The organism is Serratia sp. CY31944 (genome assembly GCF_052169175.1).
Lineage (GTDB): Bacteria > Pseudomonadota > Gammaproteobacteria > Enterobacterales > Enterobacteriaceae > Serratia > Serratia sarumanii.
Genome location: NZ_JBJNLG010000012.1, coordinates 58503 through 70150, shown reverse-complemented (window position 1 = coordinate 70150; position 11648 = coordinate 58503). Strand labels below are relative to the sequence as shown.

Sequence of the window (11648 nt, the reverse complement as noted above, 5' to 3'; positions counted from 1 at the left end):
GCTTACCAGCGCGGGCCCGGACGGTAGTAATAGCCGGGCGGGAGCGGTGGCGGCAGGCGGTAATGCGGCCGATCTCGCCAGTCGCGCCGCGGCGGCCCGTAGTAAATCACCCGTGGCGGCGGGCCATAATAGTACCCGCGCGGGCGTTCATGCCGGTGGTGATCGGCCCACCAGCGCGGATCGCGCCAGCGATAGCCGTCCCAGTAGTGGCCGCGATTATCGCGATCGCCGATATGCAACGACAGGCCCGGCACGTTCACGCCGATGGACACGTCGGCCTGGCTCGCCAGCGGCAGCGCCAGCAGCGCGGCCAGTAACAACAGCGTTTTTTTCATTTCATGGACTCCTGCAGAGCGGACCTCGTCCGATCGCAGATAACATAGTCCCGCGCTCATCGCCGCTCTATAGGCGCAATGCCGATTTACGCCTTTCAGACGCATCCTTCACAATCTCACCACAATCGTTCACCGGCAGTTAACAATAAATCGTTGATATCTTTGATGTAGATCACGTGTCACCCACGGCATTTCACGCGCTTTTCGGCGCAAAAACGGCAACTCACGCCGCATAACATGCATTTCATTCCTTCCGCCGTGCAACTCATTCCCGATCCGCCGCCCGCCGGGGGGGCCGGCCATATAATAAGCCCATACCGCGGGAACACAGCTTCACCCCGCAAATTTCAGCCAGCGGCTCACGCCCGGCAACGCACACACAGGAAGGAGACCGGCCATGAACACCAAACCGGCAAATCGCAGCTTAATCGTTCTCGGCACCATCATCTGTCAGATGGGCCTGGGCACCATCTACACCTGGAGCCTGTTCAACCAGCCGCTGGTCGACAAGTTCCACTGGGGGCTGGCGGACGTCGCCACCACCTTCTCCATCACCAGCTTCTTCCTGGCCTTCGCCACGCTGTTCGCCGGCAAGCTGCAAGAGCGCTTCGGCATCCGCAACCTGACGCTGTGTTCCGGCATTCTGGTCGGCCTGGGCCTGATCGCCAGCGCCCACGTCAGCTCGCTCGACATGATCTACCTGCTGGCCGGCGTGGTGGTGGGCTTTGCGGTCGGTATCGCCTACATCTCCACCCTGTCCAACCTGATTAAGTGGTTCCCGGCCAATAAAGGCCTGATTTCCGGCATCTCCGTCGGCGCCTTCGGCAGCGGCAGCCTGCTGTTCAAATACGTCAACGCCGCCCTGATCGCCGACGTCGGCGTTTCCGGCGCCTTCTTCTACTGGGGTGCCATCGTGATGGGTCTGATCGTCGTCGGTTCCCTGCTGCTGAAAGAGCCGGTGCTGGCGACCAACGCCGCGCAGCAAGGCGCCAACGGTCTGGGCAACGACTTCAGCGTGCGCCAGATGCTGGCCACCAAAGAAGCCTACCTGCTGTTCACCATCTTCTTCGCGGCCTGCATGAGCGGTCTGTACCTGATTGGCATCGTGAAAGACATGGGCGTTCAACTGGCCGGGATGGATTTGGCCACCGCCGCCAACACCGTGTCCGCCGTCGCCATCTTCAACACCGCCGGCCGCATCATCCTGGGTACGCTGTCCGATAAAGTGGGCCGCATGCGCGTCATCAGCTTCACCATGCTGGTTACCGTGCTGGCGATTGTCGCCCTGAGCTTCATGACCCTGAACCACACGCTGTTCTTCATCTGCGTCGGCGCGGTGGCCTTCTGCTTCGGCGGCAACATCACCGTGTTCCCGGCGATTGTCGGCGACTTCTTCGGCCTGAAAAACCACAGCAAAAACTACGGCATCATCTACCAGGGCTTCGGCCTGGGCGCGCTGGCCGGTTCGTTCGTCGCCAAATACTTCGGCGGCTTCCACGCCACCTTCATGGTGATTGGCGTCCTGTCCGCCGCCTCTCTGCTGATTACGCTGTTCATCAAAGCGCCGAAGGCGGTGGAAGCGGAAACGGCAGAAACCACCCAGACGGCGGAATTGGCCAAAGCCTGATCCCCCGCGAAAACGACAAGGGGCGCAACCTGCGGGTTGCGCCCCTTTTTTTATTACTTCATCTCTGGGCTTACAGATGCATGCCCAGCGTCTGGCGCAGATGCGCGCCGGCACCCAGCAGGCCCGGCTGGCCGTGCGTTATCATGAACACCGGGATGTCTCGCACATAGTCGCGGAAGCGCCCCTTGTCTTCGAAGGCGGCGCGAAAGCCCGAGGCCTTGAAGAATTCCATAAAGCGCGGCACGATGCCGCCGGCGATGTACACGCCGCCAAAGGTGCCCAAATTCAGCGCCAGGTTGCCGCCGAAGCGCCCCATGATCACGCAAAACAGCGACAGCGCACGGCGGCAATCGATGCAGCTGTCGGCCAGCGCCCGCTCGGTGATGTCCTTCGGCTCCCATTTTTCCGGCAGGCGGTTGTCCGCCTTGACGATGGCGCGATACAGATTGACCAGGCCCGGCCCGGACAGCACGCGCTCGGCGGAAACGTGCCCCACTTCACCGCGCAGTACCTCCAGAATGATGTCCTCTTCTTCGCTGTTCGGCGCGAAATCGACATGGCCGCCCTCGCCCGGCAGGCTGACCCAGCGGCGATCGACGTGCACCAGGTGGGCGACGCCCAGCCCGGTGCCGGCGCCGTACACCGCGATCGGTTTGCCCGGCTGCGCATCGCCGCCGCCAAACTGCAGCACGTCATCTGGCGAAAGCATCGGGATCGCCATCGATACGGCGGTGAAATCGTTGATCACTTCCAGGTGGCTCAGCCCCAGGCTGGCCTTCATTTCTTTGATCGAGAACGCCCAGCTGTGGTTGGTCATCGCCACCCAGTCTTCGGTCACCGGGCAGGCGATCGCGATACAGGCGTCCTGCACCTCGATATCGCACGCTTTCAGGTATTGGCGGATCACCGCCTCCAGGCTGTCGAACTCCAGGCCGGAATAGGTTTTCGCCTGGGTAATTTCACCCGTCGCAACAGTGCACAACGCCAGGCGGGCATTGGTGCCGCCAACATCACCCACGAGGGCATAGGTCATTGATTTCGTCTCCGCAAAATGAAAAATAAAAAGCTGCCCACACTGTAAAATCCTGCTGCGAAAACAACAATCACCCGCCCCGGATCTGCACCCCAATAGCGATCCGGATCACAAAAAACGTTTCAGCTTACCCGCGACGCCGCGCCTTGAAACAAATTGCGGCAAAAAACGCCCCCCGGCGACTGTTAACCGTCATCGCCGCCGGGCAATATCAATGCGTGCCTGCGCGCCGATAGTCTGGCAAGCTGTGGCCACAGCCCAACCACCCGCTCTCCCTGCCCTGTAGGGAGGCATCGACAAGGGATTACCCATGCTGCATCCGCGCGCCAATGCCATGTTGGCCTTTGCTTTGCCTGCGCTGATTATCGGTTCCGCTTCCAGTCTGGTGCTGCTGCTGGTGATGAAAGTCGCCGCCGCGCTGCAGCAATTACTGTGGGTAACCCTGCCCGATGCGCTGAGCCTGGATGCCCAGTCGCCCTGGTGGCCGGTCGCGATGCTGACGCTGACCGGCGTGGCGGTGGGCATTATCGTGCGCTATATGCCGGGCCACGCCGGGCCGGACCCGGCGACGGAATCGCTGATCGGCATGCCGCTGCCGCTCTCCGCCCTGCCGGGGCTGGGGTTGGCGCTGATCGTCGGCCTGGCCGGCGGCGTCAGCCTGGGGCCGGAGAACCCGATCACCGCCATCAATATCGCGCTGGTAGCGGCCGCCGGTGCGCGCCTGCTGCCGAAGGTGCCGCGCATGGACTGGATCATCCTGGCGGCCGCGGGCACCATCGGCGCGATGTTCGGCACGCCGGTCGCCGCCGCGCTGATCTTCTCGCAAACCCTGGCGGGCAATAACGAAACGCCGCTGTGGGATCGCCTGTTCGCCCCGCTGGTGGCCGCCGCCGCCGGCGCGGTCACCACCCAGATGTTCTTCGTGCCCAATTTCGCCCTGCAGCTCGACGCCTACGACGTGACGCGGCTGCCGGACATCTTCAGCGGCGCCATCGTGGCGCTGATCGCCATCGCGCTCGGCATGGTGGCGCTGTGGTGCTTCCCGCACGTTCACCGCCTGTTCCATTCGATGAAGAATCCGGTGTTGATGTTAGGGCTGGGGGGTTTTGTGCTGGGCCTGCTGGCGCTGGTGGGCGGAGAGATTACCCTGTTCAAAGGGCTGGATGAAATGAAGCGCCTCGCGCAAGACGACGGCTATTCGGTGCCGGCGCTGTTGGCCATTACCCTGACCAAGCTGGCGGCGCTGGTGATCGCCGCCGCCAGCGGCTTTCGCGGCGGGCGCATCTTCCCGGCGGTGTTCGTCGGCGTGGCGCTGGGGCTGATGCTGCACCAGCACGTTCCGGCGGTGCCGGCGGCGATCACCGTCTCCTGCGCCATCATGGGGCTGGTGCTGGTGGTGACGCGCGACGGCTGGCTCAGCCTGTTCATGGCAGTGGCGGTGGTGCCGGATCTGCACCTGCTGCCGGTCTTGTGCATCGTGATGCTGCCCGCCTGGCTGGCGCTGGCGGGCAAACCGCTGATGCTGGTGAACCGCCGGCAACCGCCGCACGACGATTAGGCCAGCGCGAACGCCGCGGCGGCGCGGGCGTGGATCGCGGTGGTGTCGAACACCGGCACCGAGGCATCCTGCTCGCTCACCAACAACCCTATCTCGGTGCAGCCGAAAATAATCCCCTGCGCGCCCTGCTGCTCCAGATCGCTGATGATCCGGCGATATTCGTCGCGCGAGGCGTCGCGAACTTTACCGAGGCACAGTTCGTCATAGATGATGCGGTGTACGATGTCGCGATCGGCGCTGACCGGCGTCACCACCTCAATGCCGTGCAATTCCTGCAGGCGGCCACGGTAGAAGGTCTGCTCCATGGTAAAGCGCGTGCCCAGCAGCCCGACGCGGCGAATGTTTTTTTCCCGCACCTGCAGCGCCGTGGCGTCGGCGATGTGGATCAGCGGCAGGCCGCTGGCCTGCTCGACCGCCTCCGCCACCTTGTGCATGGTGTTGGTGCAGATCACGATGGCTTCGGCGCCGGCGGCGCGCAACGCCACCGCGGCGGCGGCCAGCAATCGGCCGGCGCCGTCCCAATCGCCCTGATGCTGCAATCGCTCGATCTCCTGAAAATCGACGCTGTAGAGCACGATTTTGGCCGAATGCAGCCCGCCGAGGCGCGCCTTTATCTGCTCGTTGATGGTGCGGTAATACGGAATGGTGGATTCCCAGCTCATGCCACCCAGCAAGCCCAACACTTTCATTTTTCTTTCCTCAGCCTGTTGCGACAATCCTCTGACCTTACCTGAGAATCGCCGGGCTGACGACGCCTTATTCAGCGCCGGAATTGATCGGCTGGCGCGCTTCGAACCAGCGCTGGCGCAGCGTGTCGTACAGCCAGTTATAGGCCATGGTGTAGGGCAAGAAGAACAGGAAGAAACCGATTTCCAGCATAAACGCCTGCGCCCAGGAGATGCTCAGCATCCAGGCGGCGATCGGTACGCCGATCAGGATAAAACCAGCTTCAAAGCCGACGGCGTGCAGCGCACGCACTTTCAGGTTACGCACCACCCGGCTGACCGGCCACAGGCGGTCGAACACCGTGTTGTAAACCATGTTCCACAGCATAGCGACGGTGGAGAGCATCACCGCCAACGCACCGACCTGCACCATTGAGCGGTTCAGCAGCCACGCGCCCAGCGGGGCGCAAATCATCACGGCGATGGCCTCGAAACCGACGGCGTGGACGATACGTTCAATGAGAGACTTGTTTTGCAGTTGCATACATCACCTTTTTTCCGACAGTTGTTGCGAAAGTCAGGTGATTATCATCGCTTTTTTGGGTAGATTAAAAATAGATACCATCGATAAAGTAGATAGTTTATGCACTATTCCCCGGAAGCGCTGCACGCGTTTGTCGAAGCCGCCGCCCTCGGCTCGTTTTCCGCCGCCGCGCGCAAGCTGCGCAAAAGCCAATCCACCATCAGCACCGCCATCGCCAATCTGGAGGCCGACCTGGCGCTGACGCTGTTCGATCGCAGCGCGCGCCAGCCGGTGCTCACCGCCGCCGGCCGCAAAGTGCTGGGGCATGTGCAGGCGATCCTCGCCGCCAGCGAGCGGCTCGACGCCCTGAGCATTCAACTGGCGGGCGAGGTCGAACCGCGCCTGAGCATGGTGTTCTCCGATACCTATCAACCCAAGCATCACGATCAATTGATGCAACAATTCGAACTGCGTTACCCGGAGATTGAGCTGGAGTGGATGATCGCCGAGGAAGGCGACGTTATCGATCTGCTGCAAAGCGGCCGCGCGCATTTGGGCATGGTGGAAGTGCAAAAAAGTTATCCGCCGGATATCGCTTTCTCCCGCTTGCCGGAACAGACCGAAATGGGGCTGTTCGTCGCCCATCAGCACCCGCTGGCGCAGGTCGCCGCGCCGACGCCGGAGCAGTTGTCCAGCACCCGTCAGCTGATCCTGAATACCTACACCGGCGCCGAAGCGGCCAGACAGGGTGGCCTGGTTTGGTCGGCGCCCAGCTATCTGCTGTTGCTGGAGATGGCGGAACAGGGGTTCGGCTGGGCGGTGTTGCCGCACTGGCTGGTGCAGCAATACGGCCACGGCAGACTCACCCAGCTGCGGCCGCGCGGTTGGCCAAAACTGATTTCGGTGGATGCGGTATGGTCCAAACTGACCCCGCCGGGCCCGGCGGGGTTCTGGATGCTGGAGCGCCTGCTGGGAGATACCCTGCCTTAAGCGGCGGCGTTGCGCGCCTGAATGGCGCGCGAAACGGTGTCGAGCAGCTCGGGAATGTCCATCTTCGGCAGCATCACTTCAATGAAGACCAGCCGATCGCCGTCGGCTACCTCGCGCAGCGCCTGGCGCAAGCCGTCCGGATCGCTGACCCGCAGCGCCTTCACCGGCCGCTCGCCGGCCAGCGCAGGCGGCAGCTGCGTCCAGTTCCAGCGCGCGATGTCGTTATAACGTTGCTCCGGCCCGTGGATGGCGCGCTCGACGGTATATCCCTGATTATTCAGCACGAAGATCACCGGCTTAAGCCCGTCGCGCAGCATCGATCCCAGCTCTTGCACGGTCAGTTGCGCGGCGCCGTCGCCAATCAGCAGCACTGCCCGACGCTGCGGTTCGGCGGTCTGCACGCCGAACGTCGCCGGCAGGGTATAGCCGATCGATCCCCAGAGCGACTGCACGATCAACCGGCAGCCGCGCGGCAACGTCAGCGCCGCCGCACCAAAACAGGCGGTGCCCTGATCGGCCAACACGATATCCCCGGGCCGCAGGAAATCCTGCATCTGCCGCCAGAAGGCGTGCTGATCCAGCCCTTCCCCATCGCCTTCCGGCAGCGCCGGGCGGACGATCGGCGGCAACGGCCAACGCGACGCCAGCGACAGGCTCAGGCGATGCAGCGCCCGCACCGCCTCGCGCATCGGAATGCGGCTAAAGCGCTGCCGCCCGACCCAGGCTTCGAACGGCTGAATGTCGATGCATTTTTCCACCGGCAGATGATGCGTGAAACCGGCGGTAATGGTGTCGGTCAAACGCACGCCGACGTTGATCACCACATCGGCGTTTTCGATAAGCTGTTTCACCGCCGGATCGCTGGCACCGCCGCAGTAGGTACCGACAAAACCGGCGCGGTTCTCATCCAGCACGCCTTTGCCGAGCAGCAGCGTAGCGTGCGGAATGTCGACCTCCTGCAGCCACTCGTCCAGCGCCGCTTCGGCGCCGAAGCGCTCGGCCAGGAAGTCCGCCAGCAGCGATACCCGCCGCGCCGACAGCAGCTTTTCGCGCGCCGCGGCGATAAACGCCTGCAATGCGCTGCGCGACAGTTTGGCCTGGCGCAGCATCAGCGGCGCCGGTTTACTCGGCAGCGGCGCCTGCGCGACGTCGCTGGGCAACATCAGGTAAACCGGGCGATGCTCCAGCAAGGCGGCGCAGATCAGGCGGTCGATCTCCTCTGCGGCGTTGTCGGCGGTCAGGTCGGCCTGCGCGACGGTTACCTCTTTGGCTATCCGGGCGAAGTGGGTGAAGTCGCCATCCCCCAGCGAATGGTGCAGCAAATCACCGGCGCGCTGAGCGCGCTGCGCCGGCGTGCCGACCACGTGGATCACCGGCAGGTATTCGGCGTAGCTGCCGGCCACCCCGTTTAACGCGCTCAGCTCGCCGACGCCAAAGGTGGTGAGCAGCGCGGCCGCCGGTTTGCAGCGCGCATAGCCGTCGGCGGCGTAGGCGGCGTTCAGCTCGTTGGCGCAGCCTACCCAGGTGATTTGCGGATGGGCGAGGACGTGATCGAGGAATTGCAGGTTGTAATCCCCCGGCACGCCGAAGAAATGACGGATGCCGATTTGGGCCAGACGATCGAGCAGATAATCGGCCACCGTAAAGGTCTGAGTCATGATCATCACCTGTCTGCAGCTGGAGCGATTACCTTTAAGTATCGAAGATGCTGTTCAAATTTCGAACAAGGATTCCTGCATCGATCGGCAACCTGGCGTTACATGCCGGCGCTGTGATCGCTCCCCCGGCAGCGCGGTGTGAAAGCGTATACACTCAAAGCACTTCACCTCTCGCCGACAAGGATAACTATGTCCTACCCCGCCTCCCCCTCACGTTATCAAGACATGGAATACCGGCGCTGCGGCCGCAGCGGGCTGAAGCTGCCCGCCGTCTCGCTCGGACTGTGGCACAATTTCGGCGACGCCACGCTGTACGACAACGCCCGCGGCCTGATCCGCTGCGCCTTCGATCGCGGCATTACTCATTTCGATCTGGCCAATAACTACGGCCCGCCGCCCGGCGCCGCCGAGGAGAACTTTGGCCGCATACTCAACGCCGATCTGCGGGCCTGGCGCGATGAGCTGATCGTCTCATCCAAAGCCGGTTACACCATGTGGCCCGGCCCCTACGGTGATTGGGGCTCGAAAAAGTACCTGGTCGCCAGCCTCGATCAGAGCCTGAAGCGCATGGGGCTGGAGTATGTGGATATCTTTTATCATCATCGGCCGGATCCGGAGACGCCGCTGGAAGAAACCATGGCGGCGCTGGATTTGTTGGTGCGCCAGGGCAAAGCGCTGTATGTCGGCCTGTCCAACTACCCGGCCGAGCGCGCGCGGCAGGCATTCGACATTCTGCAGCGGCTCGGCACGCCGTGCGTGATCCACCAGCCGAAGTATTCGATGTTGGAACGCGGGCCGGAGACGGCGCTGCTGGATACGCTGGCGGAGCATGGCGTCGGCTCGATCGCCTTCTCGCCGCTGGCGGGCGGCCTGCTGACCGACCGCTACCTGCACGGCGTTCCGCAAGATTCCCGCGCCGCCAGCGGCAGCCGGTTCCTGCAGCCGGAGCAGTTGACCGCCGAGCGGCTGGACAAGGTGCGCCGCCTCGATGCGCTGGCGCGGCAACGCGGGCAGAAGCTGTCGCAAATGGCGCTGGCCTGGGTGCTGCGCGGCGATCGCGTTACCTCGGTGCTGATCGGCGCCAGCAAGAATGCGCAGATAGAAGACGCGGTGGGCATGCTGGCCAATCGCCACTTCAGTGAAAAAGAACTCGCGCAGATCGAGAAAATCTTATTGTAATCGCTTACAAATTCCGCCGCTCAATCGAGCGGCGATACCCCAGAAAAATCTCAAATCTTGGCCTTCGTCGCCGTTTTCAGAGTGGCTCTAAGATTCAACCCTATGCGCCGGCGCTATGATGCCGATATTGCAGCAAAAATAACGATAAGGCCGCTTTTTTAAACTGATGAACGCGCTTCATAAAGTGACAAACGGCCAGGCCGCGCAAGCGGAAAGGAGAAGTCATGTTTAAACCTCTGCTCTTGGCCGCCATCTTGGCGGCGACGGTACTGCCCGCCGCACAGCAGGCGCACGCCGAAGGGATCAGCATCGATCTGATGCCGGGCGTTTCACTGCGCATCGGCGATCGGGACAATCGCGGCCGTTACTGGGACGGTTACGACTGGCGCGATCGCGACTGGTGGCAAGGCCATCAGGGGCGCTATCTCGGCGACCGCAGCCGCCGCGGTTACTACTGGGACGGCTATCGCTGGCGCGACCGCGACTACTGGCGCAAACACTATTACTATCATGAAGGACGCTATCGTAAATACGACAGGCATTACGATAAGCACCACTGGAAGAAAGAGAAAAAGCACCACCACGATCATGACCGCGATCGCTGGCGCCGCCACGGCGATGACGACCGCGATTAACGACGACGGGCCGGCGCAATGCCGGCCCGCGCTATTTTCGCCTACAGCACGCTGCCGATCAGCAGGTAGCCGTTCAATCCCACCACCACCAGCACGATCAGCTTGCCCAGGTTTTGCACCACAGGGCCGTTGACCATCTCCCCCATCAGCGCCCGATTGCCGGTGAAAGCCAGCAGCGGCACCAGCGCCAGCGCGATGCCGAAGCTGAGCAGCACCTGGCTCAGCACCAGAATGCGCGTGGCGTCCATCCCCAGCATGATGACGATAAACGACGGCAGCATGGTCACCGCACGCCGCAGCCACAGCGGAATATGGAAATGCACGAACCCCTGCATCACCACCTGCCCCGCCAGCGTGCCCACCACGGTAGAGGAGAGGCCGGCGGCCACCAGGCTCAGGCCAAACACGGTGGCGGCGGCTTGCCCGAGCAGCGGTTGCAGCGTCAGGTAGGCCACGTCGAGATCGGCGATGCCGCTGTGGCCGCTGAAATGAAACGCGGCGGCGGCGGTGGCCATCATCGCCAGGTTAACAAAACCGGCAATGGTCATGGCCACGGCGACGTCGACTTTGGTGGCGGCATAGCGTTCCGCCTTGTCGTGCTCGCCGCCGATTTGGGTGAGCGAGGAATGCAGGTAGATCACGTGCGGCATGATGGTGGCGCCCAATACCCCGGCGGCCAGAAATACCGCATCGCCGTTGGGCAGATCGGGCAGCGCCATGCCCTTCAGCAGCGGCGCGAGCTGCGGCTGGGAGAATGCCAGCTCGACGATGTAAGCGGCGGCGACGAACAGCAGCAGGCCGCCAATCACCAGTTCCAGCGGCTTTTGCCCGCGCTTTTGCAGCATCAGAATTAAAAATGTGGCGATGCCGGTCAGCACGGCGCCCTGCAGCAGGGAAACGCCGAGCAGCAGCTTGAAGCCGATCGCCGCGCCGATAAACTCGGCCAGATCGGTCGCCATGGCGATGATCTCCGCCTGCACCCAATAGGCCCACACCGCCGGCCGCGGAAAGCGATCGCGAATGTGCTCGGCCAGATTTTTCCCGGTGGCGATGCCCAGCTTGGCGGACAACAGCTGGATCAGCATCGCCATCACGTTGGCCCAAACCACCACCCACAGCAGGCTGTAGCCGAACGAGGCGCCGGCCTGGATGTTGGTGGCGAAGTTACCGGGATCGATATAGCCGATAGCAGCGATGAAGGCAGGCCCCATCAGCGAGAGTTTGATTTTTCTGGCGGAGCGACCGGAGGTGGTTTCAACCACGCGACTGTTCAGCATATGTTGAACCCTTACTGAAATTACGTTTATCTCCACTCTATATAAATGATAATAATTATCAAGCGCATTTAGAGCGGTAAAACTTATCTCTGTAATAGCCAACATTAACGGTTTTATCGAAGGGTTCAGCGCGGAGCTTGCCGATTTCCGTGCTTTTCTGATGGGATT

General features: G+C 62.5%; 11 protein-coding genes. 5 read left to right on the top strand and 6 right to left on the bottom strand.

Annotation, left to right across the window (positions count from 1 at the left end):
* Nucleotides 1-2: 2 nt before the first annotated feature.
* Nucleotides 3-335 carry a DUF2502 domain-containing protein gene (locus ACJ8IN_RS13915; RefSeq protein ID WP_308325942.1) on the bottom strand — a complete coding sequence of 111 codons (333 nt, stop codon included), beginning with the start codon at nucleotides 333-335 and terminating at the stop codon, nucleotides 3-5.
* A 397-nt stretch (nucleotides 336-732) separates the two neighbouring features.
* On the opposite strand from ACJ8IN_RS13915, the gene ACJ8IN_RS13910 reads away from it, so the two are divergent.
* Nucleotides 733-1962, top strand: coding sequence for an L-lactate MFS transporter (locus ACJ8IN_RS13910; RefSeq protein WP_033635420.1), 1230 nt, complete (start codon nucleotides 733-735; stop codon nucleotides 1960-1962).
* Between the two features lie 70 nt (nucleotides 1963-2032).
* Here the strand turns inward: ACJ8IN_RS13910 and glk are convergent, their stop codons facing one another.
* The gene (glk, locus tag ACJ8IN_RS13905; RefSeq protein WP_033648112.1) at nucleotides 2033-2995 is read right to left on the bottom strand and encodes a glucokinase; all 963 of its coding nucleotides are present in this window, start codon (nucleotides 2993-2995) and stop codon (nucleotides 2033-2035) included.
* Between the two features lie 310 nt (nucleotides 2996-3305).
* Here glk and ACJ8IN_RS13900 point away from each other — a divergent pair, with 310 nt between their 5' ends.
* On the top strand, nucleotides 3306-4553 hold the full coding sequence (locus tag ACJ8IN_RS13900) for an ion channel protein (RefSeq protein ID WP_060427603.1): 1248 nt from the start codon (nucleotides 3306-3308) through the stop codon (nucleotides 4551-4553).
* On the opposite strand, the gene ACJ8IN_RS13895 is transcribed toward ACJ8IN_RS13900, so the two are convergent.
* Together ACJ8IN_RS13895 and ACJ8IN_RS13890 are read right to left on the bottom strand one after the other, a co-directional pair.
* Nucleotides 4550-5242 carry an aspartate/glutamate racemase family protein gene (locus ACJ8IN_RS13895; protein ID WP_060424402.1) on the bottom strand — a complete coding sequence of 231 codons (693 nt, stop codon included), beginning with the start codon at nucleotides 5240-5242 and terminating at the stop codon, nucleotides 4550-4552. The genes ACJ8IN_RS13900 and ACJ8IN_RS13895 overlap by 4 nt on opposite strands.
* A gap of 67 nt (nucleotides 5243-5309) precedes the next feature.
* Nucleotides 5310-5762 (bottom strand): multidrug/biocide efflux PACE transporter, encoded by a 453-nt coding sequence (locus tag ACJ8IN_RS13890; RefSeq protein ID WP_060424405.1) that lies wholly within the window; start codon nucleotides 5760-5762, stop codon nucleotides 5310-5312.
* Nucleotides 5763-5861: 99 nt separating this feature from the next.
* Here ACJ8IN_RS13890 and ACJ8IN_RS13885 point away from each other — a divergent pair, with 99 nt between their 5' ends.
* A complete protein-coding gene (locus ACJ8IN_RS13885; protein WP_060424407.1) occupies nucleotides 5862-6731 on the top strand; it encodes a LysR family transcriptional regulator in 870 nt (289 codons plus the stop codon).
* On the opposite strand, the gene ACJ8IN_RS13880 is transcribed toward ACJ8IN_RS13885, so the two are convergent.
* Nucleotides 6728-8389: an alpha-keto acid decarboxylase family protein gene (locus ACJ8IN_RS13880; protein ID WP_308325943.1), complete on the bottom strand. Its 1662-nt coding sequence runs from the start codon at nucleotides 8387-8389 to the stop codon at nucleotides 6728-6730. The genes ACJ8IN_RS13885 and ACJ8IN_RS13880 overlap by 4 nt on opposite strands.
* A gap of 189 nt (nucleotides 8390-8578) precedes the next feature.
* On the opposite strand from ACJ8IN_RS13880, the gene mgrA reads away from it, so the two are divergent.
* Complete coding sequence (gene mgrA, locus ACJ8IN_RS13875) at nucleotides 8579-9568, top strand: L-glyceraldehyde 3-phosphate reductase (protein ID WP_060424408.1); 990 nt, start codon at nucleotides 8579-8581, stop codon at nucleotides 9566-9568.
* 224 nt (nucleotides 9569-9792) lie between these two features.
* Nucleotides 9793-10203: a DUF2502 domain-containing protein gene (locus tag ACJ8IN_RS13870; protein WP_049195598.1), complete on the top strand. Its 411-nt coding sequence runs from the start codon at nucleotides 9793-9795 to the stop codon at nucleotides 10201-10203.
* A gap of 41 nt (nucleotides 10204-10244) precedes the next feature.
* Here ACJ8IN_RS13870 and ACJ8IN_RS13865 read toward each other — a convergent pair whose 3' ends face one another.
* Nucleotides 10245-11480, bottom strand: coding sequence for an Nramp family divalent metal transporter (locus ACJ8IN_RS13865; protein WP_033635427.1), 1236 nt, complete (start codon nucleotides 11478-11480; stop codon nucleotides 10245-10247).
* Nucleotides 11481-11648: the final 168 nt, after the last annotated feature.

Coding starts and splice junctions, on each gene's coding strand:
- ACJ8IN_RS13915 (WP_308325942.1), bottom strand. CDS start 335: ATGAAAAAAACGCTGTTGTTACTGGCCGCGCTGCTGGCGCTGCCGCTG.
- ACJ8IN_RS13910 (WP_033635420.1), top strand. CDS start 733: ATGAACACCAAACCGGCAAATCGCAGCTTAATCGTTCTCGGCACCATC.
- glk (WP_033648112.1), bottom strand. CDS start 2,995: ATGACCTATGCCCTCGTGGGTGATGTTGGCGGCACCAATGCCCGCCTG.
- ACJ8IN_RS13900 (WP_060427603.1), top strand. CDS start 3,306: ATGCTGCATCCGCGCGCCAATGCCATGTTGGCCTTTGCTTTGCCTGCG.
- ACJ8IN_RS13895 (WP_060424402.1), bottom strand. CDS start 5,242: ATGAAAGTGTTGGGCTTGCTGGGTGGCATGAGCTGGGAATCCACCATT.
- ACJ8IN_RS13890 (WP_060424405.1), bottom strand. CDS start 5,762: ATGCAACTGCAAAACAAGTCTCTCATTGAACGTATCGTCCACGCCGTC.
- ACJ8IN_RS13885 (WP_060424407.1), top strand. CDS start 5,862: ATGCACTATTCCCCGGAAGCGCTGCACGCGTTTGTCGAAGCCGCCGCC.
- ACJ8IN_RS13880 (WP_308325943.1), bottom strand. CDS start 8,389: ATGACTCAGACCTTTACGGTGGCCGATTATCTGCTCGATCGTCTGGCC.
- mgrA (WP_060424408.1), top strand. CDS start 8,579: ATGTCCTACCCCGCCTCCCCCTCACGTTATCAAGACATGGAATACCGG.
- ACJ8IN_RS13870 (WP_049195598.1), top strand. CDS start 9,793: ATGTTTAAACCTCTGCTCTTGGCCGCCATCTTGGCGGCGACGGTACTG.
- ACJ8IN_RS13865 (WP_033635427.1), bottom strand. CDS start 11,480: ATGCTGAACAGTCGCGTGGTTGAAACCACCTCCGGTCGCTCCGCCAGA.